Below are 24871 nucleotides of genomic sequence, written 5' to 3'. Positions count from 1 at the left end.
TATTACGCTTTCCTCCTTCGGAGTCAACTTCTTTTTGAGAAGTTTTTCCGGCGGTTCAGAACTTCCTGAACCTCTCAACACGCTGGCCTGTAAGCCGTTGTTCCGTGTCAGTGGAGGCGCAGTATAGGGATTTTCTGGCAGGTGACAAGTGTTTATTGCAAAAAAATGACCGAGCGTAGAATTTTTCATCAAGAGGGTTAAAAACAGACGTTTTCGGGGCAATTAATCAGCGTTTTCTGCCGAGGAAAGGCGAAACAACTCCGTTACTGATAAAAAGGAGATGCTATTCTTTCTGCATCACAGGGATTTCCTCCCCGCTCAAGTCAAAAGAAAGGACCACCAATGATAAAATCCGCGCGCAGTATGGCCGGACTCCCGTGGATTGCCGCCATGGCTTTCTTTATGCAGGCGCTGGATGCCACCATTCTTAACACCGCCCTGCCCGCTATCGCCCACAGCCTTGAACGCTCCCCACTGGCAATGCAGTCTGCCGTTATCAGCTATACCTTAACCGTTGCCATGCTCATCCCGGTTAGCGGCTGGCTGGCTGACCGTTTTGGCACGCGCAAGGTTTTCATCAGCGCGGTATTCCTGTTCTCGCTGGGTTCACTGGCGTGCGCGCTTTCCGGTTCACTGTCAATGCTGGTTGTCTCACGCGTGATACAGGGCATAGGCGGTGCGATGATGATGCCGGTGGCACGCCTTGCGCTGCTGCGTGCCTACCCGCGCAGCGAGCTGCTGCCCGTGCTTAATTTTGTCACCATGCCTGGATTGATTGGTCCGGTGCTTGGCCCACTGCTGGGCGGTGTGCTGGTCACCTGGGCGACCTGGCACTGGATTTTCCTGATCAACATCCCCATCGGCATTCTCGGCATTATCTATGCGCGCAAATACATGCCTGACTTCACCACGCCCAAGCGCCGCTTTGACCTGTTAGGCTTCCTGCTGTTTGGTCTGGGCCTGGTCGGTATTTCCAGCGGTATCGAGCTGTTTGGCGAGCGGGTGGTCTCCAGCCTGATTGCGCTGGGGGTGTTGGTCGCCGGGATAGTGCTGCTGCTTCTCTATATAGTCCACGCGCGCCGCCACCCTTCTCCGCTGCTGCCGCTGCCGATGTTTAAGACGCGCACCTTCTCGGTCGGCATCATTGGCAATATCGCCTCGCGCCTCGGCACCGGCTGCATCCCCTTTCTGATGCCACTGATGTTACAGGTCGGTTTTGGCTACACTGCGCTGCTGGCCGGTTGTATGGTGGCGCCAACGGCACTGGGTTCCATACTGGCGAAGTCGACGGTGACGGGCGTTCTGCGCTGGTTTGGCTACCGTAAAACGCTGGTTGGCATCAGCATCATTATTGGCGTGCTGATTGCGACCTTTGCCCTGCAGCTGCCGGGCTGGAATATGCTGGCGCTGCTCATTCCACTGTTTATTCTCGGCATGGCGATGTCGACGCAGTTCACCGCGATGAACACCATCACGCTGGCTGACTTGACGGATGCCAACGCCAGCAGCGGTAACAGTATGCTGGCGGTGACGCAGCAGCTGGCGATCGGTTTTGGCGTGGCGGTTAGCGCGGCGGTGCTGCGCTTTTATGAAAACTTTGACGGCACCACGCTGCAGCACTTCCACGCCACCTTCCTGACGATGGGTGCGATAACCGTGCTGTCGTCTGCGGTGTTCCTGCTGCTGAAGCCCGGGGATGGCCGCAACCTGATCAGCGACCGCGATAAAAAGAAGAAGAGAGCTTAAATCTCAGCGACCGAAGCCCGCTCCATTAATTCCGGTGTCAGTACCAGCAGCTGCTGGCTGCCACCGGGTGCGGCAAGGCGGTGCAGCAGCGTGTCGATCGCCAGCTCGCCCAGCTCATCTTTCGGCTGATGAATGGTGCTGAGCGGCGGCGTCATATAGCGCGCCAGTTCAATATCATCGTAACCCATCACCGCCATATCCCCGGGAATGCTCATCCCCGCCTGATAAAGCGCATGATAAACCCCGACCGCCATTGCATCGTTACAGGTAAACACCGCCTGCGGCAGCGGGTTAAGGCTGAGCAAGGTGTTCATGGCGTTAAACCCGCCCTGAAACTCAAAGTCACTGCTAACGATATAGCCTTCCGGCACCGGCAGCCCGGCGCTGGCCATTGCCTGCCGATAGCCTTCAAGGCGCAGTCGAGCCGGGGTTTTATCCTGCGGGCCTGCGATACAGGCAATGCGCGTGTAGCCGCGGGCGATCAGATGCCGCGTGGCCATCTCCCCACCCAGCAGCGAGTTATCCTGAATGATATCGCTGCTGCCTTCAAACGGTGCCCAGTCCATCATGACGGAGGGAATAGAAGGATAGCGATTGAGCAGCTCGGCGGAAGGGAGGTGGCTTTCGGTACACATGATCAGCAGGCCATCAACGCGCTTTTGCAGCAGGGTTTCCAGGCTGCGGTTCATGCGATCCTCATCCCCTTCGGTATTACACAGCACCAGGCTGTAGCCGCGTTCGTAACAGCTGCGTTCTACGCCGCGCACCACCTCTGAATAGAAGGGGTTGCTGCTGGCGGTCAGCAGCATGCCGATGGTGCGCGTCTGGTTGAGCTTGAGGCTGCGCGCCAGGGCGGAAGGGGCGTAGTTCAGCTGGTTAACCGCTGAGGTCACCTTTTCACGCACCGCTTCACTGACGAAGCGGTTGTTATTGATAACGTGTGACACGGTAGAGGTTGAGACACCCGCCAGGCGGGCGACATCTTTCATGGTCGCCACGTTTACCCCTGCTGTTGCAAGAAGCTGTCGATCTCTTCACGCCAGGGTACGGAAGGCTGCGCGCCGCGTCGCGTAACGGCAATCGCCGCGGCCGCATGGGCGAATCGCACCGCTTCCGCCATCGGGCGCTGTTCCAGCAGCGCGGCGATCAGCGCACCGTTAAAGGTATCGCCCGCCGCGATGGTATCTACCGCCTCCACACGGAAACCGGCCACGCGCTGGCCGCTGCCCTGCTCGCTCAGCCACACGCCGCGGCTGCCCAGGGTGATCAGCACGCTGGCAATACCTTTGTCGTGCAGTACAGCTGCCGCTTGCGCCGCGTCTTCATCGCTGTTGACCGCCACGCCGGTAAGGATCTGCGCTTCGGTTTCATTCGGGGTGATCATATCCACCAGCGACAGCAGCTCGTCGGAAAGCTCGGTAGCCGGTGCCGGGTTAAGGATCACTTTGGTCTGATTTTGATGCGCAATACGCGCGGCGGCCAGCACGCTCTCCAGCGGAGATTCAAGCTGCATCAGCAGCGCATCCGCCCCGGCAATCACCTGCCGGTGTTTCTCCACCCGCTCAGGCGTCACGGCGGCATTCGCCCCTGCGTGGATGCCGATGGTGTTTTCACCTTCGCCGTTGACAAAGATCAGCGCCACGCCGGTCGACTCACCCGCCACCGCTTCCACCGGCGCGATATCGATACGGTCGGTGGCCAGCTGCTGGCGAATACGTTCGCCGATGTCGTCGTCACCCACGCAGGCAATAAAGGCAATATCCGCGCCGCTGCGTCCGGCGGCAACGGCCTGGTTTGCACCCTTCCCACCAAATGCGACCTGATACTGCTTCCCGATCACCGTTTCGCCAGGGCGCGGAAAGTGCGCCAGGTTAAGGATGTGATCTGCATTAATGCTGCCAAGGACAGCCAGTTTACCGGTTTTCATCATAAGGGGTTCGTCCAGATAAGTGCGCCACCCGGAGGTGGCGCGTGCCATGCTTTTCTTTGATTTATTTGGTGACCAGCTTCAGGTCAACCGGGTTGATAGCCTGTACTTTCTGGCCTTTCAACACTTTATCCGCAGTCTGGACGCCAATCACGCCAATCTGCTCCGGCAGCTGAGCCACGGTCGCAGCCAGTTTGCCGCCTTCAACAGCCTTAATCCCGTCTGGGGTGCCGTCGAAGCCCACAACGACCACATCAGATTTACCTGCGGTTTGCAATGCGCGCAGCGCGCCCAGCGCCATTTCATCGTTCTGCGCAAACACCGCCTGCACGTCCGGGTGAGCGGTCAGCAGGTTCTGCATCACGTTCAGGCCCTTAGTACGGTCAAAGTCCGCAGGCTGGCTGGCGAGGATATTGAACTTGTGGGCATCGGCAGCCTGCTTAAAGCCTTCACCACGCTCACGCGCGGCGGACGTTCCGGCAATACCCTGCAGCTCGATGATTTTCGCACCTTCGCCAACTTTCTTCGCCATAAAGTCACCGGCCATTTTGCCACCGAAGCGGTTATCAGAGGCAACGTGGCTAACCACTTCGCCCTGTGACGCCACGCGGTCCAGCGTGATCACCGGGATTTTGGCCTGGTTTGCCATTTTCACTGCGTTACCCACCGCGTCAGAATCGGTCGGGTTAATCAGCAGCAGCTTGGTGCCACGCACGGTCAGGTCCTGCACGTTTGCCAGCTCTTTCGCCGGGTTATTCTGCGAATCCAGCACCACCAGGTTGTAGCCCAGCTTGTCCGCTTCTTTCTGCGCGCCATCTTTCAACGAGACGAAGAACGGGTTATTCAGGGTTGAGACCACCAGCGCAATGGTATCTTTTGCCAGCGCGTTAGCGCTCAGGGTGGCGCCTAACAGTACGGCGAGTGCAGTCAGTTTTCTCATCTTCATTTTTTATATCCTGTAAGGGTAAAGAGTTATTTACTGCTTTTGTTATCCACCAAAACCGCCAGCAAAATCACCACAGCTTTGACGATCATTTGGTAGTAAGAGGAGACGCCGAGCAGGTTCAGGCCGTTATTCAGGAAGCCTAAGATCAGGGCGCCAATCAGCGTGCCCATAATCCGGCCTTTACCGCCTGCCAGGCTGGTACCGCCCAGCACTACGGCCGCAATGGCATCCAGCTCGTAGCCGGTACCCGCCGTGGGCTGTGCCGAGGAGAGGCGCGCCACCTCAATGGTGCCCGCCAGCGCCGCCAGCATGCCGCACAGCGCATAGACGATAATTTTGACGCGGTTAACGCTGATACCGGACAGGCGCGTTGCCGCTTCATTGCCGCCCAGTGCATAGATATAGCGGCCCAGCCGGGTGTGATGCAGCATGTACCAGGCCGCAAGGAACACGATAGCCATAATCCAGACCGGCGTCGGGATGCCCAGCGGGCGGCCAATGCCAAACCAGCCAAACAGATCCGCGTTGTCATTAAAGCCGGTATTGATCGGGCTGCCGTTGGTGTAAACCATGGTCACCCCGCGCAGCAGCAGCATCATCACCAGCGTGGCGATAAACGCCTGCACTTTGCCCCTGGCCACAATGGTGCCGGTGATCGCGCCAATAAAGGCACCGAGCGCCAGCGAAGCCGCCACCGCCACCAGCGCATTGACCTCCAGCCCGACAATCGAAGCCGCCACCGCCCCGGTCAGCGCCAGCAGCGAACCCACGGAAAGGTCGATGCCGGAGGTGAGGATCACCAGCGTCATCCCGACCGCCATAATGGCGTTTACCGAGGTCTGTTGCAGAATGTTGAACAGGTTTGCCACGGTGAAAAAGTTCGGGCTCATGCTGGAAACGATGGCAATCAGCACCACCAGCGCAATCAGCGATTTCTGCTCAACCAGCCATGCCTTAACGGTCAGGCGGCGTGAAGGGATTGTTTGCGTACTCATAGTGTTGCCAGCTCCGCGCTGTGTTGTTTGCCTACCGCCGCCGCCATCAAAATTTCCTGCGAGGCTTGTTCAATCGGGAAGTCACCGCTCAGACGCCCTTCGTGCATCACCAGCACGCGGTCGCTCATGCCCAGTACTTCCGGCATTTCAGAAGAGACGAGAATGATGCTCAGCCCCTCCTGCTTAAATTGGTTGATCAGCTGATAGATCTCTTTTTTCGCCCCAACGTCGACGCCGCGCGTTGGCTCATCGAGGATCAGCACTTTAGGCCGGGTCATCAGCCCGCGGGCAATCGCCACTTTTTGCTGATTGCCGCCGGACAGCAGGCCGATAGGCTGGTTCATCGACGGAGTTTTGACATTGAACAGTTTGATAAAGTCGCCGACCGCCATCTCTTCTTCGGCATGCTTCAGGCGGCCTCCGCCATAGCTGAAGTAGTTAAGCGCGGTGAGCGACATGTTCTCTTTCACCGACATGCCCAGCACCAGGCCATCACGCTTGCGGTCTTCAGAGATATAGACGATGCCGTTGGCCAGCCCCTCTTCCGGCGAGCGCGATACCACGGTTTTGCCATCCAGCGTCACGGTGCCAGCGCTGCGCGCCAGCGCGCCGTACAGCACTTTCATCAGCTCGGTACGACCTGCGCCCATCAGCCCGGCCACGCCGAGGATTTCACCCTTGCGCAGCGTGAAGCTGACATCCTCCACGCCGGAACCGCTGAGGTGCTCAACCGTCAGGCGCACCGCGCCCGGCGCTTTATCCAGGCGTGGATACTGCTCTTCCAGCTTGCGGCCAACCATCATTTCAATCAGCGACTCTTCGGTCAGCGTCGCCACTTCGCGCTCGGCAATAAACTGCCCGTCGCGGAAAATGGTGACGTCGTCGCAGATCTCGAAAATCTCTTTCATGCGGTGGGAGATATACACGATGCCGCAGCCCTGGGCTTTCAGCTCGTTAATCACCCGGAACAGCGAGACGGTTTCGGTATCGGTCAGCGCATCGGTGGGTTCATCCATCACGATCACTTTCGACTCGAAGCTCAGCACTTTGGCAATCTCCACCATCTGCTGATCGCCAATCGACAGGTCGCCCACCAGCTTGTGGCTGCTGAAGCGCAGATTGAGGCGCTTTAACAGCGCATCCGCCTCGGCATGCATCTTTTTCCACTGGATGCGGCCGAAGCGGTTAACGAATTCGCGGCCAAGAAAGATATTCTCGGCGATGCTCAGCTGCGGGATCAGGTTCAGCTCCTGGTGGATAATGCCGATCCCCGCTTCCTGCGACTCTTTCGGCCCGCTGAAGGTGGTCTCTTTGCCCAGCCAGGTAAAGGTTCCGGCATCACGGGCATAAATCCCGGTCAGCACTTTCATCATGGTGGACTTGCCCGCGCCGTTTTCGCCGACCAGCGCCATCACGCGGCCCGGATAGACAGACAGCGCCGCCCCCGACAGCGCTTTCACGCCGGGGAAGGATTTATCAATGCCTTTCAGTTGCAGTAAAGGTTGCATAACAGCCTCAGAAGGTCACGCCAGCGCCAAGGATGATATTCGCATACGGGGAACACTCCCCGCTGCGAATCACCGCCTGGCTGCACTGGGTTTGTTGTTTGAACTGTTCGTGACTGACATAACGGATACTGATGGTGTTTCCCTGGAGTTGTTGCAAGGATTCGAGCAGGGCGACCAGTTCGCTATGGAGCTGCGGATTATGCTGCTTAATCTCCTCCGCGATGATGGCACTCTCGACCTGCATCTCACGCGTGACCACATCGACCACCTGCAAAAAGCCAGGGGTGCCGTGGGTTAACGCCAGGTCAATGCGCTGCGGCCCTTGCGGGATCGGCAGGCCGGCATCACCAATCACGATGCTGTCGGTATGACCCAGACGGGAGATCACGGATGAGATATCAGAATTCAGTAAGGTGCCTTTTTTCATTTTCCACTCCAGAGCGAAACGTTTCGCTGACTGGCAGTTTATGAGAAGGCGAAGGGAAAACAATCATCAGATGCTGGAAATGTGATCGCCATCGAAACGTTTCGCTGACGCCGTGAAAGGATTTGGTTTAAGGCAAAAAAGGGCCCTTTATGTCTGCGATAAAGGGCCACGCGCTGCCGGAGAACTACAGGAGCTGGCTAAGGTGCAGCTGGCCCATCAGCAGGTGATTGTCGGCATAATCCACCGGAATGGCGACCACCGCCGGGCCATTCACATCCATCGCCTTGCGCAGCGTCGGCTCCAGCATCGCTGCGCTCTCCACCGCGAATCCGGCGGCGCCAAACGATTCGGCATAGGCTTTAAAATCAATCGGGCCGAATTTCACGCCTGAAACACGCTGGTATTTCTTCTCTTCCTGCATCGCGACCATATTGTACTCCTGGTCGACCCAGATAATATGCAGCAGGTTGGCGCCCAGCCGCACGGCGGTTTCCAGCTCCATGCTCGACTGCAGGAAGCCACCGTCGCCGGAAACGGACACCACTTTGCGGCTCGGGTCCACCAGCCAGGCACCGATCGCCCACGGCAGCGCCACGCCCATCGTCTGCTGACCGTTGGAGATCATAATCTGGCGTGCGCGGAAGCTGTAAAGATAGCGGGCAATCCAGATATGGAAACTGCCCATATCCACCGTCAGGGTGACGTCGCTGTTAATAATGTCCTGCATGGCGCGCACGATGCGCAGCGGGTGCAGGGCAAACTGATCCAGCTGATGGCCGCGCAGCGACAGCAGTTCGCGCTGCTGCTGGCGATCCTGCAGGATCGCCGCCGCCTGCGGGCTGAGGGTGAGCGGGTGGCTAATCTGCGCCGTCAGCTTGTTCAGCGTGGCGGCAATATCCCCCACCAGCTCGGCGTCCGGCAGATAGCAGCTATCGCTGTCGGCTGGCAGCACATCAATATGCACCAGCGTCGCCGTGCCGTTGTTCCACATCGCCGGTTCATACTCCACCGGGCTGTAGCCAATGGTGATAATCAGATCCGCCTCTTTCAGCAGGCGATCTCCGGCCTGATTGTTAAACAGCCCGACGCGGCCGGCAAAGCGTGAGAAGTGATCCTGATGCACCGCGCCCGCGGCCTGATAAGTGCTGGTGACCGGAATATGGCTGCGCGTCAGCAGCTGGTGCAGCGCCGCGCTGTTCTCCGGCTGGCTGGCCATCAGGCCAAGCAGCAGCACCGGATTTTTCGCCTGGGCGACCTGGCGAGCCACGGCAGCGATAGCCGCATCCGGCGCCGGGCCCATCAGTAGCTGGCCGTTTGCCGTCAGCAAATTGGCCCGCACCGGTTCGTTAACGATATCCTGCGGCAGGCTGACAAATGCCCCGCCTGGCCGCCCCTGTTCCGCGCTGCGAAAGGCGTTCGACAGCACTTCGGCAATCGCATTCCCGGAGCTCACCTCAACGGCGAATTTACTCACCGGTCGGAACATCGCCACCGTATCCATGCTCTGATGCACCTGCTTGGCGCTGTCGGCGCGTTTTACCGCACCGCCCAGCGCCACCAGCGGGTCGCCTTCACTGGTGGCCGTGGCCATGCCGGTGATCAGATTGGAGCAGCCGGGGCCGGAGGTCACCAGCGCCACGCCCGCTTTGCCGGTCAGCCTGCCCACCGCCGCTGCCATAAACGCCGCATTGGCCTCGTGACGTACCGGGATAGTCTGAATGGTGGTATCCAGCAGCGAATCAAACACCTTATCGATTTTCGCGCCGGGGATGCCAAACACCTGCTTCACGCCCTGCGCTTCCAGCTGCGCCACCACTAAATCGGCGCCGTGCGCCCACTGTTGAACCTCGGTTACATTTTTCATCTATTGGCCTCTTATCAGCTTTCGACTGCGCGAATGGCAGAATCCAGATTTTCCGGGTTGAGATTGGCGTGCAGAAAGTCGCTGTCGCCAGGCAGGTCGATCACCAGCTTGCTGATCTCACCAAAGCTCAGCGTGCCGTGCTCCAGCTGGTAGTCGAGCAGATGGCCGCCGCCCTGGCGATCGTCGGTAATAAAGTGTTCGTGGTATCCCGCTACGTTAATACCCTGCATGTATTGCGGGGTGCGGAAACCGATCAGCACGCCGCTTCGCTGATGAAAATGGAAGGTAGGCTGCTTGCCGAGCACCTCCGGCATCGATTTATACGGCCGGTGCTGGCAGGGTACGGTGCGGGTTTCCGCCACGCGGAACTGCCCGTCGATACGCAGCGCGCAGAACTGGTTATCGGACGTGACGCACTGGTCGATGACGTGATGCACTTCAGCACGGGTCGCCGGGCCGCTGAAGTGGTGCTGATACTGCGGGCGGAAGAAGGTCATCACCGCAAACGGCGATTGCTGCTGCGGGCTGGCGGTGCGGGCGCTGCCGTCCGAACGCAGCTGATACACCTCGCTGTTAAAAGCGATCAGTTCACCATCCAGCTGGTTAAAGGTTCCAAGGCCAAAATCGCCCTTCCTGAGCAGATCCGCCACGGTGGTGGTGCCGTCGTAGACGCCGCTGAGCAGTGCGCTCATCAGTGAGGTCTGATAGATAACACTTTCTGGCCTTTCCTTCTGCAGCTCCCTGACGGTGCTGGTGAGCTGTTCTTCACATGAACAACCCGTTACAGAATCTGTCATAGCCGCCTTCCCGATTAAACTGTTAAGAAGTATTGAATCAATGTTGACTCGATTCAGTCGACGGCTCCAATATAAAGCTCCCCCCTCTTTGAGACGTTTTCGATATGGAACTCCGGTATCTTCGCTATTTCGTGGCCGTTGCCGAAACCCGGCACTTCACTAAAGCGGCAGAGCTGCTGAACATCTCGCAGCCGCCGCTCAGCCAGCAGATCAAAAAGCTGGAAGAGGAGATCGGCACGCCTTTATTGAAACGGCTAACGCGTGGCGTGGAGCTGACCGATGCCGGGGAAGCGTTTTATCAGGATGCCCGTCAGATCCTTGAACTGTCGGCCAACGCGCTGGAGAAAGCGAAAGGCATCGCGCGCGGCATCAGCGGCCAGCTGTCGATTGGCTTTGCCAGCTCCACCGCCTTTCATCCGCAGATATTCCGCCTGCTGCGCCGCTTTCAGGACAGTTTTCCAGCCATCACGCTGCTGCCGCGCGAAGAAAATATGGCCACGCTGATGCATGAGTTACAGGAAGGGCTGCTGGATGCGGCGTTCGTGCGCCTGCCCTGTGAGAGCAGCAAAGCCTTTAATCTGAAGATGATTGCCAGTGAGAAGATGGCGCTGGTACTGCCGCAGGGGCATCGGCTGGCGGACACGCCGCGCCTGTCGCTGGCGGCGCTGCGCGCGGAGCCGCTGGTGCTGTTCCCGCGTGAAGTGGCACCGAGCCTGTATGAAGTGATTATCAGTGCCTGCCTGCGCGCCGGGTTTCAGCCGGATAGCGTGCAGCAGTCGCCGCAGATTTCATCGGCGATTAACATGGTGGCCGCCGGGTTTGGCATCACCATCATTCCTGACTCCCTGCGCAGTATTCAGCTGCCCGGCGTCAGCTTCCATCAGATTGAGGATGCTGCGCTGAGCAGTGATATTGCGCTCGCCTGGCGGCGCTGGGATCGCTCTCCGGCCGTCCATCATCTGGCGGAGAGCCTGAGCGGATGATCAGTTAGCGATTTTACGCACCTGCTTCACGTCCAGCTCCATGGAGTTGAAGTCTTTATCCAGTTTGCCCTGCAGCTCAACCTTATCGTTCGGACCGACGGTTTGCCCTTCCCAGCGCTTGTGGTCGATCTCCACCGTCATGGTGCCGGTGGCGTCACGGAACTGGTAGTCTTCATCACCGATGCGCTTTTCAATATTGCCGCGCATCGTGACCCAGGCATCATCCTTCATATCCTGCGCCTGCTTGACGGTAGCAACCGTGCCGTTCGGGCCGCTAAAACCGCCTTTCTGTACCTGCGCGGTGGGTGCATTCGGGTCAACAAATCCGCCAGTCTGTGCAGCCAGTACCGGAGTCGACATCAGGGCGCTAATCGCCAGTAATGCAGCTGTCTTCTTCATCATTTTCGCTTTTCCTTATGAAAGTGAGCAGTCAACACTGCCCGGTCATCTCTGTTCGGTAAGTATTACAGCAAAAAGTTCTTAACGAGATCTTAAGGAGATCAGCGAAACGACTTTATTGTTTTAAATTGACGAAAAGTCGCGAAATTCGCCGATCTCAGCTGTACAACCCCTATCCTCTTTCCGTATAAATCGCTAAAACCGCAAAGGGAACCGTGATGAGAATTTTACTAATTGAAGATGACCGCCTGATTGGCGACGGCATCAAAGCCGGGCTGGGCAAGCTGGGTTTCAGCGTGGACTGGTTTAATAAAGGCAGTGAAGGCCTGCGCGCCTTAGCGGCGGCGCCCTATGATGCGGTGGTGCTGGACCTCAGCCTGCCGGAGATCGACGGGCTGGAGATCCTGCGCCAGTGGCGGCGGCAGGGGCGCGATGAGCCGGTGCTGATCCTCACCGCCCGCGATGCGCTGGAGCAGCGCGTCAGCGGGCTACAGCAGGGCGCGGATGACTATCTGTGCAAACCCTTCGCCCTGACGGAGGTCGCCGCACGCCTGCAGGCGCTGATCCGCCGCCGTCACGGCCAGCTGCAGCCAACGCTGCAACATGCGGGTGTGGTGATGGAGCCGGGTTCGCACACCGTGACCCTCAACGGCGAGCCGCTGGTGCTGAAAGCGCGCGAGCTGGCGCTGCTGGAGCTGTTCCTGCTCAACGCCGGGCGGGTGCTGACGCGTGCGCAGCTGGAAGAGAAGCTGTATGGCTGGGACGACGACGTCTCCAGCAACGCCGTTGAGGTGCATATTCACCACCTGCGTAAAAAGCTCGGCAGCGAGTTTATTCGCACCGTACACGGCGTCGGCTACACCCTGGGGGCGAAGTCGTGATACAGCGCAGCCTGCGCGTGCGCGTGATGCTGGGCTTCCTGCTGCTCAGCCTGCTGTGCTGGGGCGCAGCGGCGCTGGGTTCCTGGTGGCAGACGCGCCACAACATCAATGAACTGTTTGATACCCAGCAGATGCTGTTCGCTAAGCGCCTGCTGCGCCTCAACCCCGACCAGTTCAGCGCCGATTTAGCCGCCCTGCCCAAAAGCAAAAAACTGCTGCGCCACCATCGCGGCGATCAGGACGATGACGCGCTGGCCTTCGCCGTCTTTACCCGCGATGGCAAAATGGTGCTGAATGATGGCGATAAGGGTAAAGATTTTATCTTTGACTATCAGCGAGATGGTTTTCGTGACGGCCAGTTGAAAGACGATGACGACCGCTGGCGCATGGTGTGGCTGCACACTCTGGATGACAAATACGTGGTGGTGGTCGGCCAGGAGTGGGACTACCGCGACGACCTGACGCGTGACCTGGTGCAGACCAATCTGACGCCGTGGCTGGTGGCGCTGCCGGTGATGCTGCTGCTGATGCTGTGGCTGGTGACGTGGGAGCTGCGCCCGCTGAAGCATATCGCCCACCAGCTGCGCCAGCGTAAAGCGGATGATACCGCCCCGGTCGAGGTAAAACGACTGCCGCAGGAGGTGCGCCCGCTGCTGAGCGAGCTGAACCAGCTGTTCAGCCGTATCGGGGAGATGCTGCAGCGTGAACGGCGCTTTACCTCCGATGCCGCCCACGAACTGCGCAGCCCGCTGGCGGCGCTGAAGGTGCAGACCGAGGTTGCCCAGCTGGCGCACGACGACAGCGCCATGCGCCACCATGCGCTTACCAGCCTGGATGCGGGTATCGACCGCGCCACCCGGCTGGTGGATCAGCTGCTAACCCTTTCAAGGCTGGACGCCGGCCAGCAGCTGGAAAAACAGCGTCTCGACTGGCAGAGCATCATCCAGCAGGCGGTGGTTGAGCACTATTCCCGCGCCCAGGCTGCCGGCGTGGAGCTGGCGCTTGATGCCCCAACAGAACCGGTTATCCAGCTGGGCAACCCGCTACTGCTGGCGCTGCTGGTGCGCAACCTGCTGGATAACGCCATTCGCTACAGCCCGGCGGGCAGCGACGTGCGCATCACGCTGACTGCGGGACAGCTGCAGGTGCTGGATAACGGGCCGGGCGTCAGCCCTGAAGTCCTGACGCGTATCGGTGAACGCTTCTATCGCCCGCCGGGTCAGGAACAGTCCGGCAGCGGATTAGGCTTGTCGATCGTTCATCAAATTGCCCAGCTGCACGGCATGAAGGTCACGATGAGCAATCGTCAGCAGGGCGGGTTTGCGGTGACGGTCAACTTACGTGGATAACCCGGGCGAGGCATGCCTCGCCCTTACGTGATTCCGCAGGGGTCGGGCATGCCCGACCCTGTCAAATCTCGACCTGGGTGCCCAGCTCGATCACGCGATTCGGCGGGATTTCAAACTGGTCCGGCGCACGCAGCGCATTCTTCTGCAGCATCAGGAACAGCTTGCCGCGCAGGCGCAGATACCACGGACGTTTGCCAATGATCAGCGACTCGTGCGACATAAAGAACGACGTCTCCATCATCCGGCAGCTCAACCCTTCCAGACCGCAGCGGTGGAAGATCTCCTCCACGTTCGGCGTTTCGCGCCAGCCGTAGCTTGCCACCACGCGCCAGAAGGTTGGCGACAGCTGTTCAATGGTCACACGCTTCACGTTGTGCACATAGGGCGCGTCTTCAGTACGCAGCGTCAGCAGCACCACGCGTTCGTGCAGCACCTTGTTGTGCTTGAGGTTATGCAGCATGGCAAACGGAATGACGTTGAGCGCACGCGACATATAGACCGCGGTGCCCGGCACGCGTACCGGCGGGGATTTCTCCAGCGAGGCGATCATCGCCTCCAGCGAATTACCGTGCTCGTGCATACGGCGCAGCAGGCGGAAGCGCTCGCTTTTCCAGGTGGTCATCACGATAAACATCACCAGCGCCAGCGTCAGCGGCAGCCAGCCACCGGCAAACACTTTCACCAGGTTGGCAGAGAACAGCGACACGTCGATGCACAGCATGCCAATCAGGATGGCGATCACCAGATAGCGGTTCCAGTGCCAGTTCTTAATGGCCACGGTGCTACACAGGATCGCGGTCAGCACCATGGTGCCGGTTACCGCAATGCCGTAAGCCGCCGCCAGGTTGCTGGAGTGCTCGAAGCCGACGATGACAATGACCACGGCAAAGTAGAGCAGCCAGTTGATCACCGGAATATAGATCTGGCCAAATTCCTGCTCCGAGGTGTGCACAATACGCATTGGTGGCAGATAGCCGAGGCGCACGGCCTGGCGCGTCAAAGAGAAGACGCCCGAGATCACCGCCTGAGAGGCAATCACCGTCGCCAGGGTAGCCAGAATCAGCATCGGGATCAGCGCCCAGTCAGGGGCCAGCAGGAAGAACGGGTTTTTAATCGCCTCCGGGTTTTTCAGCAGCAGCGCGCCCTGGCCGAAATAGTTCAGCACCAGCGACGGCAGCACCACGCTAAACCATGCGAGGCGGATCGGGAATTTGCCAAAGTGGCCCATATCCGCGTACAGGGCTTCCACGCCGGTAATCGCCAGCACCACGGCGCCCAGCGCAAAGAAGGAGACGGTTTTGTACTCAATAAAGAAGTGCACGGCCCAGTACGGGTTCATGGCATGCAGCACGTCCGGGTTGGCGATAATCCCGCGCGCGCCCAGCACCGCCAGCACGATAAACCACAGCAGCATTACCGGTGCGAACAGCTTGCCGACGATACCGGTGCCGTGTTTCTGAATCACGAACAGCAGCGTCAACACGGCAATCGCCATCGGCACGATGTAGCGGTCGAGGGAAGGTGCGGCGATCTCCAGGCCTTCAATCGCCGAAAGGACCGAAACCGCAGGGGTGATCACCACCTCACCGTAGAAGAAGCTGCCGCCAATCAGGCCCATAATCACCAGCACGGCGGTGGACCTTGCCCCGGTGTTTCTCCCGGCCAGCGACATCAGCGTCAGGATACCGCCTTCACCGGCGTTATCCGCGCGCATCACGTAGCTGATATATTTCAGCGATACGGTCAGCACCAGCAGCCAGAAAATGAGCGATAAAAAGCCGAAAACGGCATCGCGTTCAACACCAAAACCAAACTGACCGGAGAGACATTCGCGCAGGGTATAGAGTGGGCTGGTACCAATGTCGCCATACACCACACCAATCGCTGCCAGCGTAACGGCACCAAGGGACTGCTTCTTTTCAGAACTCATAGAGATATCTTTTGTTGGAGCCGACCTACGCGGGATTGCGCACAGCTCATCAAACCATCAAAACGCGCACAGTATGCATGATTCATAGTGAATGCCTACCCCTAATTACCCGTTTAACGACAACTCTTAAAGGCAAGACATCGCCTGATGTCACCGTTTGATAATAAAAAAGCTGACTGCTATCAACTCTTTCAAGCATCATAGCCAGTAGTGTTTGCGCTCGCCAGCAACAAGCTGGCCTGTCCGTAGAAAAAGGATGACTGTTTGATTATGGCCCACTCTCAATTACTGGCGGAACGCATCGCCCGCCTCAGCAATGCTTTAGAGAAAGGACTTTACGAACGCCATCATGCGATTCGCCTTTGCCTGCTCGCTGCCCTGTGCGGCGAAAGCGTGTTTTTACTCGGCCCTCCCGGCATTGCTAAAAGCCTGATTGCCCGCCGATTGAAGTTCGCCTTCCAGCATGCCCGCGCCTTTGAGTATCTGATGACGCGCTTCTCCACCCCCGAGGAAGTTTTCGGCCCGCTATCGATTCAGGCGCTGAAGGATGAGGGGCGTTATCAGCGCCTGATCAAAGGCTATCTGCCCGATGCCGAGATCGTATTTCTGGATGAGATCTGGAAAGCCGGTCCGGCCATCCTCAATACCCTGCTGACGGCGATCAACGAGCGCCGCTTCCGCAATGGCGACAGCGAAGAAAAAATCCCGATGCGCCTTCTGGTCACCGCCTCCAACGAACTGCCGGAAGCGGACAGCGGGCTGGAAGCGCTATATGACCGTATGCTGATTCGCCTGTGGCTGGATAACGTGCATGAAAAGCAGAACTTCCGCAGCCTGCTGACCCACCAGCAGGACGAGAACCAGAACCCGGTGGCGGAGTCGCTGTGCATCACCGATGAGGAGTATCTGGAGTGGCAGCAGGGTATCAGCAAAGTCAGCCTGCCCGATGATGTTTTCGAGCTGATTTTCCAGCTGCGTCAGCAGTTAGAAAACCAGCCTGAAGCGCCCTATATTTCTGACCGCCGCTGGAAAAAGGCCATTCATCTGCTGCAGGCCAGCGCCTTTTACAGCGGGCGTAACGCCATTGCGCCGATTGACCTGATCCTGCTGAAAGACTGCCTGTGGCATGACGTTGGCTCAATGAAGCTGCTGGACCACGAGCTGGATAACCTGATCACTCAGCAGGCCTGGCAGCAGCAGCCGATGCTGTTCAAACTTCAGCAGATCAACGCCCGCCGCCTGGCGTTACAGCAGCAGCAGAGCGTTGAGCAGGCGATCCGGCTGGAGAAGCACGGTGGCATGTTCAGCCGCAAGCCGCACTACGAGCTGCCCGAGTCGCTGGCTAACGATGCTCTGACGCTGATGCTGCAAAAGCCGCTGACGCTGCACGAAATGCAGGTCACCCACATCACCCTTGCGCGCGAAGCGCTGCACCACTGGCTGCAAAAAGGCGGCGACGTGCGCGGCAAGCTGAACGGCATCGGCTTTGCCCAGACGCTCGACCTGCACGTTGACGGCAATGACTGCCTGACGCTGCGCGACGTCAGCCTGCAGGCCACGCGCCTGATGCTGCCGGGCAAACCGCAGCAGGGGCTACCGGAAGAGATCGTGCTGGCGCTCGACGAGCTGGAGACCCAGCTGCGCGGCCAGCGCACGCTGTTCAGCCAGCACCACCGCTGCCTGTTTATCAGCGATGACTGGCTGGCGCGCGTGGAGGAGAGCCTGCAACAGGTGGCCGATCAGCTGAAACAGGCGCGCCAGTGATCTCGCTTGACACCCTGAGCCTGTTCCTGGCGGTCAATGAAAACGATCTCATTGAAGAGCTGGTGATCACGCTACTCGCCTCCCCGCAGCTTGCCGCCTTTTTTGAAAAATTCCCCAGGCTGAAGAACGCCCTGACGCGCGATCTCCCGCACTGGAAAGCAGAGATCGTGCAGCAGCTGAAAAATACCCCTGTGCCGGAAGATCTGGCGGCGGAGTTTAGCCGCTTCCAGCAGAGCCAGCTGATGAGCCAGCACGACTTCAGCGCACAGCTGCCGGAACTGCTGAGCTGGCTGGCGCAGCAGCACTCACCGTTTGCCGAAAAAGCCCAGGCGCTGGTAGCAAATAATGATGCGCTGCAGCTCAGCAATGCCCAGCAGACGCTGTTTCTGCAGCGCTGGCGGCTGAGCCTGACGCTGCAAACCCTGACGCTGAACCAGCAGCTGCTGGAGCGGGAACGCGACAAGCTGCTGGCGGAGCTGCAGCAACGGCTGGCGATGAGCGGCCAGCTGGCTCCGGTGCTGGCCGGTGACGATGACGCTGCTGCCGGCCGGCTGTGGGACCTGACGCGCAGTTCATTGCAGCGCGGCGACTATCAGCTCATGGTGCAGTACGGGGATTTCCTCGCCAGTCAGCCGGAGCTGCTGAAGCTGGCAGAGCAGCTGGGACGCAGCCGTGAGGCCAAAGCGGTGCTGTCGTACGATGCGCCGCTGGAAACTTTTCACCAGCTGGTGCGCGAGCCGGAAAGCGTGCCGGAAGAGGTCAGCGGCCTGCACCAGAGCGATGATATTCTGCGCCTGCTGCCGCCGGAGCTGGCCACGCTTGGCATCAGCGAGCTGGAGATGGAGTTTTACCGCCGGCTGGTGGAGAAACGCCTGCTCACCTACCGCCTTCAGGGCGAAAGCTGGCACGATAAGGTATCGCTGCGCCCGGTCAGCCACCAGCAGCATGACGAACAGCCGCGCGGGCCGTTTATCGTCTGCGTGGACACCTCCGGCTCGATGGGCGGCTTTAACGAACGCTGCGCCAAGGCTTTCTGCCTCGCCCTGTTAAAGGTGGCGCTGGCCGATAACCGCCGCTGCTACATTATGCTGTTCGCCCATGAGGTGATCGGCTACGAGCTGACCGCCGCCGACGGCATCAGCCAGGCGATCCGCTTTCTCAGCCAGCGTTTTCGCGGCGGTACCGACCTGGCCGCCTGCCTCGATGCCGTGCTGCAAAAGATGTCCGGCCCGCTGTGGGCCGATGCCGATGCGGTGATCCTCTCTGACTTTATCGCCCAGCGCCTGCCCGACCCCATTGTTAAGCGCGTGCGCGACCACCAGCAGCAGCAGCTGCAACGTTTTCATGCGGTTGCCATGTCCGATCATGGAAAACCCGGCATCATGCGCATCTTTGACCATATCTGGCGCTTCGATACCGGGCTGAAAAGCCGCCTGCTGCGCCGCTGGCAGCGTTAACGCCCTACCCTAAGAAACATTCCGTCTATGCTTATTTGCTATAGTGATATCTACGCTTTAGCCATTTGGCATATCAGGCAAGACGGGAGCATGACGTGACTTCGCAACAACACCAGACAGGATTACCTGCACCGACCCGCACGCTGACCTTAAGCGGCAACGACCCCGAACAGAAACGTCAGCAGCTGCTCAGCTACTTCCGTCAGACGTGGGAGCTGTATGAGAGCCTGTTCGACTGCCTCGCTGACGAGCGCGCTTACTACACCAAAGCCATTTCGCTGCGCCATCCGCTGATCTTCTATTATGGCCACACCGCCACTTTCTATATTAATAAGCTGATGGCGGGCCGTCTGATCGATAGCCGTATCGACGATAAGATCGAAGCGATGCTGGCGATCGGCGTTGATGAAATGAGCTGGGACGATCTGGATAACAGCCACTACAGCTGGCCATCAGTGGCCGAGCTGCGCGACTATCGCGGCAAAGTGCGCGCGCGCGTCGAAAAGTTTATCCGCGAGATGCCGCTAACCCTGCCGATTGGCTGGGAGAGCCCGGCGTGGGTGATACTGATGGGCATTGAGCACGAACGCATCCACCTGGAAACCTCCAGCGTGCTGATGCGTCAGCTGCCGCTGGCGTGGGTCAAACCTCAGCCGCACTGGCCCGCCTGCCCGGACGCGCGCCACGATCGCCTGTCCGTGCCGCAAAACAGTCTGGTCGACGTCGCCGCCGGGCGCTTCACCCAGGGCAAAACCGATGATACCTACGGCTGGGACAATGAGTACGGCTCGCTGACCAGCAGCGTGCAGCCATTCCAGGCCAGCAAAATGCTGGTCAGCAACGCCGAGTTCTTCGCGTTTATTGCCGATGGCGGCTACCAGACCCAAAGCTGGTGGGATGATGAAGGCTGGGGCTGGCGCGAGTTCGCCGCGGCCACCATGCCGACCTTCTGGGTTGGCAGCGCTGACCAGCCGGATGCGCTGAAGCTGCGCCTGCTGGCTGAAGAGATCGCTATGCCGTGGGACTGGCCGGCGGAGGTCAATCAGCTGGAAGCCGCCGCCTTCTGCCGCTGGAAAGCCGATCGAACCGGGCAGTCGGTACAGCTACCGGCAGAGAGCGAGTGGATGCTGCTGCGCGAGCAGGTGCCAGGCGATCAGCCAGACTGGCAGGAAGCGCCGGGCAATATTAACCTCGCTTACTGGGCCTCTTCCTGCCCGGTGGACCAGTTTGCACAGGGCGATTTCTTCGATCTGATCGGCAACGTCTGGCAGTGGACCACCACGCCGATCAACGGCTTCGAAGGCTTCCGCGTGCATCCGCTGTATGACGACTTCTCCACGCCGACCTTTGACGGCAAGCACTCACTGATCAAAGGCGGCAGCTGGATCTCAACCGGCAATGAAGCACTAAAGTCAGCGCGCTACGCATTTCGCCGCCACTTCTTCCAGCACGCCGGTTTCCGCTACGTCGTCTCTGAGCATCAGGAAACCATGGTGCAGAATCCGTATGAAACCGACAGCATGGTGTCACAGTATCTCGACTTCCAGTACGGCCCGGAATACTTCGGCGTGGCGAACTACGGTAAAGCGCTGGCGGAGATCGCCTGCACCCTTACCGATAAACGCCAGCGCGCGTTGGATATCGGCTGCGCCACCGGGCGCGCCAGCTTTGAACTGGCGCGCCACTTTGAGCAGGTCGTCGGTATGGACTACTCGGCGCGCTTTATCGACGTGGCACTTCAGCTGACCAGCGGCGAAGACTTCCGCTATGTCACCCAAGAAGAGGGTGACCTGGTTGAGTACCGTCAGGTGCGGCTGAAAGACGTTGGTTTGGGCGCAGAGCAGGCGCAGCGCATCCAGTTTGTGCAGGGCGATGCCTGTAACCTCAAGCCGCAGCCGGAAGGGTTTGACCTGGTGCTGGCCTCCAACCTGATTGATCGCCTGCGCCAGCCGCAGCGCTTCCTGCACGATATCACCCGCATGATCCGCTCCGGCGGCGTGCTGATGCTCTCCTCGCCTTATACCTGGCTGGAAGAGTTTACGCCGAAGGAGAACTGGCTGGGCGGTATCCGTGAAAACGGCGAGGCGCTGTCAACCTATCAGGCGCTGCAACGCCTGCTGGCGGCCGATTTTGAAGAGATCGCCCCGGCGCAGGATGTGCCATTTGTTATTCGCGAGACGGCGCGCAAATATCAGCACACCGTGGCGCAGCTCACCCTGTGGCGTAAACGCTAATCCCACCCGCGGGCGCCACTCCGGCGCCCGCTGTCATATCATCACTCCGATTGCCATTCTGTTCACGATCGCGCACATTATCGTCTGTCCAACTTATTATTCGATAATTCCGGAGCCCCCATGGCAGATAATATGCAGCCAGATAATCTCGATCGCGGCATCCTGAATGCCCTGATGGATAACGCCCGTGTCGCCTACGCCGAACTGGCAAAACAGTTCAACGTCAGCCCGGGGACCATTCACGTGCGCGTTGAGAAGATGAAGCAGGCGGGGATTATTAAAGGCACGCGGGTAGAAATTGACCCGAAGATGCTGGGCTATGACGTCTGCTGCTTTATCGGCATCATCCTGAAAAGCGCCAGGGACTATCCTGCCGCCGTAGCGAAACTGGAGCAGCTTGAAGAAGTGGTGGAAGCCTGGTACACCACCGGCCACTACAGCATCTTTATTAAGGTGATGTGCCGCTCGATCGACGCCCTGCAGCAGGTGTTGATCAACAAGATCCAGACCATTGATGAAATCCAGTCGACCGAAACCCTGATCTCGTTGCAGAACCCGATCATGCGCACTATTACGCCCTGATCTGTGCACAAAATTATCCACAACCTGTACGGCTTGCGGATCTTGCAACAATGCGTACCGTCGGCGGCGCAGTCAGTTGTGATTCGGCCAGCGCACAACGCCCGCAGCGTACTGTAGTACGGGAGGACCGCGAGCACTGCCCGGATCGTAAATGACAAGCGAGCCAGGTACCTTTCATAAAAACCCTGGTTTTCCACAGGTAGATCCCAGCCTGATCACAGCGTACAATGCCCGCCATTATCATTCAGGGATCCCATCATGGCCGACATTACTTTAATCAGTGGCAGCACCTTAGGCAGCGCAGAATATGTTGCCGATCATCTGGCAGAAAAGCTGGATGAGGCCGGGCACACCACCGAGACGCTGCACGGACCTGAGCTTGAAGAGCTGAAAACGTCTGGCATCTGGATTGTGGTCTCATCGACCCACGGTGCCGGTGAGCTGCCGGATAATATCCAGCCGCTGTTTGACGCTATAAAGGAAGAGCAGCCCGATCTCAGCAACCTGCGCTATGGCGCGGTCGGTATTGGCAACCGCGAATACGATCTGTTCTGTGGCGCGATCGTGCAGTTTGATGAGCTGCTGACCTCGCTCGGCGCTCAGCGCATTGGCGATCGTCTCGATATTGACGTGCTGGAACATGAGATTCCGGAAGATCCTGCCGGTGTCTGGGTAGAAAGCTGGAAAGAACTGATCTAAAACCGCTGTGGATCGGGCCGCGATCGTCGGTTCGATCCGTATAAAAACGGGTTTTCGATCCCGACTTTTGTAAATGTTGCTCTTTTTCGCCTGGTTTTACCGCGTTTATCTGTGGATAACCATGCTCAATTCCGTCTGATAACCGGTGTTTATCCCAAGAACAACTCGGGCACCTGCCGGAGCCTGTGCATAACATGCCATTTAGATCCCAGCTTATACGGCGTGGGATCACCGATCATTCACAGTTAATGATCCTGCCTAATTGCCTGATCCTTATCAGCAAAAATGGCTTATCCACAGAGATCGTCGATCCTAATAGAAGATCTAATAAAGAGATCTCTAAATAAAAAAGATCTTCTTTTTAATACACGAAGATCCCGGCGCTTTCGCCATCGTCTAAAGTTGAGTAGAATCCACGCCCTCAGCAACACTCTCTTCAATCGCACAAGCCGCGAGGTGCAGTACCATGTTTTATCCAGATCCTTTTGACGTCATCGTAATCGGTGGTGGTCATGCAGGGACAGAAGCCGCTATGGCCGCTGCCCGTATGGGTCAACAAACCCTGTTATTAACCCATAACATCGACACGCTGGGACAGATGTCCTGCAACCCGGCGATTGGCGGTATCGGGAAAGGACATCTGGTTAAAGAAGTGGATGCACTGGGTGGGTTGATGGCTCACGCAATAGACCAGGCCGGTATCCAGTTTAGGATACTAAACGCCAGCAAAGGTCCGGCGGTACGCGCCACCCGTGCTCAGGCTGACCGCGTGCTGTATCGTCAGGCGGTACGCACCGCGCTGGAGAACCAGCCAAACCTGATGATCTTCCAGCAGGCGGTTGAAGATCTGATCGTCGAGAACGATCGCGTCGTCGGTGCTGTGACCCAGATGGGCCTCAAGTTCCGCGCAAAAGCCGTGGTGCTGACCGTGGGGACTTTCCTCGATGGCAAAATTCATATCGGCATGGATAACTACAGCGGTGGCCGTGCTGGCGATCCGCCATCCATTCCGCTGTCACGCCGCCTGCGTGAACTGCCGCTGCGCGTTGGCCGCCTGAAAACCGGTACCCCACCGCGCATTGATGCACGCACCATCGACTTCAGCGTGCTGGCTCCGCAGCATGGTGATACGCCAATGCCGGTATTCTCGTTCATGGGCAATGTCAGCCAGCACCCTCAGCAGGTGCCGTGCTACATCACCTACACCAATGAGAAAACCCATGAGGTGATCCGCAATAACCTCGATCGCAGCCCGATGTATGCCGGGGTGATTGAAGGCATTGGTCCACGCTACTGCCCGTCAATTGAAGACAAGGTGATGCGTTTTGCCGACCGCAATGCGCACCAGATCTTCCTCGAACCGGAAGGGCTGACCAGCAATGAAATTTATCCGAACGGCATCTCCACCAGCCTGCCGTTTGATGTGCAGATGCAGATCGTGCGCTCGATGCACGGGATGGAAAATGCCAAAATCGTTCGTCCTGGCTACGCCATCGAGTACGATTTCTTCGATCCACGCGATCTGAAACCGACGCTGGAGAGTAAATATATTCAGGGTCTGTTCTTTGCCGGACAGATCAACGGCACCACCGGCTACGAAGAAGCGGCAGCCCAGGGTCTGCTGGCGGGTCTGAATGCAGGTCGCCAGTCTGCTGACAAAGAGAGCTGGGCACCGCGTCGTGACCAGGCTTACCTTGGCGTGCTGGTCGACGATCTCTGCACCCTCGGCACCAAAGAGCCGTACCGCATGTTCACCTCGCGCGCGGAATATCGCCTGATGCTGCGTGAAGATAACGCCGACCTGCGTCTGACCGCTGCCGGCCGTGAACTGGGGCTGGTCGATGATGCCCGCTGGGCGCGCTTCAACGAGAAGCTGGAAAGCATCGAGCTGGAACGTCAGCGTCTGCGTGATATCTGGGTGCATCCGAAATCAGAAAACGTTAGCGAAGTGAACACGCTGCTGAGCGCTGCCCTGACCAAGGAAGCCAGCGGTGAAGATCTGCTGCGCCGCCCGGAAATGACTTACCCTCAGCTGATGACCCTCAGCACCTTCGGCCCGTCGCTTAGCGACCCGCAGGCTGCCGAGCAGGTTGAGATCCAGGTGAAGTACGAAGGCTACATTGCTCGCCAGCAGGAAGAGATCGATCGCCAGCTGCGCAATGAAAACACCGTGCTGCCGGTCGATCTGAACTACCAGCAGGTGAGTGGCCTCTCCAATGAGGTCATTGCCAAGCTGAACGATCACAAACCGGGATCGATTGGCCAGGCCTCACGTATCTCCGGGATCACCCCGGCGGCGATCTCAATTCTCCTTATTTACCTTAAAAAACAGGGCCTGCTGCGCAAAAGCGCCTGACCTGAAATACGGGTCGGGCTTGCCCCG

General features: G+C 58.7%; 20 protein-coding genes. 10 read left to right on the top strand and 10 right to left on the bottom strand.

Going from position 1 to position 24871, the window contains the following annotated elements:
• Nucleotides 1-342: 342 nt before the first annotated feature.
• Entirely contained in the window at nt 343-1746 is a 1404-nt protein-coding gene (gene mdtD, locus ACLI4M_RS09805) for a multidrug transporter subunit MdtD (protein WP_048914184.1), read from the top strand.
• Here the strand turns inward: mdtD and rbsR are convergent.
• The 8 genes from rbsR to budA form a co-directional block, all read right to left on the bottom strand.
• Entirely contained in the window at nt 1743-2744 is a 1002-nt protein-coding gene (rbsR, locus tag ACLI4M_RS09800) for a ribose operon transcriptional repressor RbsR (protein WP_208864864.1), read from the bottom strand. The genes mdtD and rbsR overlap by 4 nt on opposite strands.
• A 2-nt stretch (nt 2745-2746) precedes the next feature.
• Nucleotides 2747-3676, bottom strand: a complete 930-nt coding sequence (rbsK, locus tag ACLI4M_RS09795) for a ribokinase (protein ID WP_048914188.1) — start codon at nt 3674-3676, stop codon at nt 2747-2749.
• A gap of 61 nt (nt 3677-3737) precedes the next feature.
• Nucleotides 3738-4619 carry a ribose ABC transporter substrate-binding protein RbsB gene (gene rbsB, locus ACLI4M_RS09790; RefSeq protein WP_224750575.1) on the bottom strand — a complete coding sequence of 294 codons (882 nt, stop codon included), beginning with the start codon at nt 4617-4619 and terminating at the stop codon, nt 3738-3740.
• 26 nt (nt 4620-4645) lie between these two features.
• Nucleotides 4646-5614: a ribose ABC transporter permease gene (gene rbsC, locus ACLI4M_RS09785; RefSeq protein ID WP_133622337.1), complete on the bottom strand. Its 969-nt coding sequence runs from the start codon at nt 5612-5614 to the stop codon at nt 4646-4648.
• Nucleotides 5611-7122: a ribose ABC transporter ATP-binding protein RbsA gene (rbsA, locus tag ACLI4M_RS09780; RefSeq protein WP_133622338.1), complete on the bottom strand. Its 1512-nt coding sequence runs from the start codon at nt 7120-7122 to the stop codon at nt 5611-5613. Before rbsA ends, rbsC begins: the two co-directional genes overlap by 4 nt.
• A 7-nt stretch (nt 7123-7129) precedes the next feature.
• Nucleotides 7130-7549: a D-ribose pyranase gene (gene rbsD / locus ACLI4M_RS09775; RefSeq protein WP_133622339.1), complete on the bottom strand. Its 420-nt coding sequence runs from the start codon at nt 7547-7549 to the stop codon at nt 7130-7132.
• A gap of 184 nt (nt 7550-7733) precedes the next feature.
• Entirely contained in the window at nt 7734-9413 is a 1680-nt protein-coding gene (alsS, locus tag ACLI4M_RS09770; RefSeq protein WP_133622340.1) for an acetolactate synthase AlsS, read from the bottom strand.
• A gap of 14 nt (nt 9414-9427) precedes the next feature.
• Entirely contained in the window at nt 9428-10210 is a 783-nt protein-coding gene (budA, locus tag ACLI4M_RS09765; protein ID WP_133622341.1) for an acetolactate decarboxylase, read from the bottom strand.
• Between the two features lie 104 nt (nt 10211-10314).
• Between budA and ACLI4M_RS09760 the strand changes: the two genes are divergently transcribed.
• Complete coding sequence (locus tag ACLI4M_RS09760; protein WP_133622342.1) at nt 10315-11193, top strand: LysR family transcriptional regulator; 879 nt, start codon at nt 10315-10317, stop codon at nt 11191-11193.
• Here the strand turns inward: ACLI4M_RS09760 and ACLI4M_RS09755 are convergent, their stop codons facing one another.
• Complete coding sequence (locus ACLI4M_RS09755; RefSeq protein WP_048914186.1) at nt 11194-11592, bottom strand: YgiW/YdeI family stress tolerance OB fold protein; 399 nt, start codon at nt 11590-11592, stop codon at nt 11194-11196.
• 218 nt (nt 11593-11810) lie between these two features.
• Here ACLI4M_RS09755 and qseB point away from each other — a divergent pair, with 218 nt between their 5' ends.
• Together qseB and qseC are read left to right on the top strand one after the other, a co-directional pair.
• Nucleotides 11811-12473: a quorum sensing response regulator transcription factor QseB gene (gene qseB / locus ACLI4M_RS09750; RefSeq protein WP_133622343.1), complete on the top strand. Its 663-nt coding sequence runs from the start codon at nt 11811-11813 to the stop codon at nt 12471-12473.
• Nucleotides 12470-13822, top strand: a complete 1353-nt coding sequence (gene qseC / locus ACLI4M_RS09745) for a quorum sensing histidine kinase QseC (RefSeq protein WP_133622344.1) — start codon at nt 12470-12472, stop codon at nt 13820-13822. Before qseB ends, qseC begins: the two co-directional genes overlap by 4 nt.
• 61 nt (nt 13823-13883) lie before the next feature.
• Here qseC and kup read toward each other — a convergent pair whose 3' ends face one another.
• Complete coding sequence (gene kup, locus ACLI4M_RS09740) at nt 13884-15752, bottom strand: low affinity potassium transporter Kup (protein WP_048914175.1); 1869 nt, start codon at nt 15750-15752, stop codon at nt 13884-13886.
• A 270-nt stretch (nt 15753-16022) separates the two neighbouring features.
• Here kup and ravA point away from each other — a divergent pair, with 270 nt between their 5' ends.
• The 6 genes from ravA to mnmG all read left to right on the top strand — a co-directional run bounded on the left by ravA (nt 16023) and on the right by mnmG (nt 24844).
• Nucleotides 16023-17516, top strand: a complete 1494-nt coding sequence (gene ravA / locus ACLI4M_RS09735; RefSeq protein WP_099754530.1) for an ATPase RavA — start codon at nt 16023-16025, stop codon at nt 17514-17516.
• Nucleotides 17513-18973 carry an ATPase RavA stimulator ViaA gene (gene viaA / locus ACLI4M_RS09730; RefSeq protein WP_133622345.1) on the top strand — a complete coding sequence of 487 codons (1461 nt, stop codon included), beginning with the start codon at nt 17513-17515 and terminating at the stop codon, nt 18971-18973. The genes ravA and viaA overlap by 4 nt, the downstream gene beginning before the upstream one ends.
• A 95-nt stretch (nt 18974-19068) precedes the next feature.
• A complete protein-coding gene (gene ovoA, locus ACLI4M_RS09725; RefSeq protein WP_133622346.1) occupies nt 19069-21207 on the top strand; it encodes a 5-histidylcysteine sulfoxide synthase in 2139 nt (712 codons plus the stop codon).
• 120 nt (nt 21208-21327) lie between these two features.
• Nucleotides 21328-21789 (top strand): transcriptional regulator AsnC, encoded by a 462-nt coding sequence (asnC, locus tag ACLI4M_RS09720; RefSeq protein WP_048914172.1) that lies wholly within the window; start codon nt 21328-21330, stop codon nt 21787-21789.
• Nucleotides 21790-22047: 258 nt separating this feature from the next.
• Nucleotides 22048-22488 (top strand): FMN-binding protein MioC, encoded by a 441-nt coding sequence (mioC, locus tag ACLI4M_RS09715; RefSeq protein WP_048914171.1) that lies wholly within the window; start codon nt 22048-22050, stop codon nt 22486-22488.
• A gap of 466 nt (nt 22489-22954) precedes the next feature.
• Nucleotides 22955-24844: a tRNA uridine-5-carboxymethylaminomethyl(34) synthesis enzyme MnmG gene (mnmG, locus tag ACLI4M_RS09710; RefSeq protein WP_099754528.1), complete on the top strand. Its 1890-nt coding sequence runs from the start codon at nt 22955-22957 to the stop codon at nt 24842-24844.
• Nucleotides 24845-24871 lie beyond the last annotated feature (27 nt).

The organism is Erwinia sp. LJJL01, assembly GCF_047300805.2.
Lineage (GTDB): Bacteria > Pseudomonadota > Gammaproteobacteria > Enterobacterales > Enterobacteriaceae > Erwinia > Erwinia aphidicola.
This window is presented reverse-complemented; position numbering and strand designations above follow the sequence as displayed.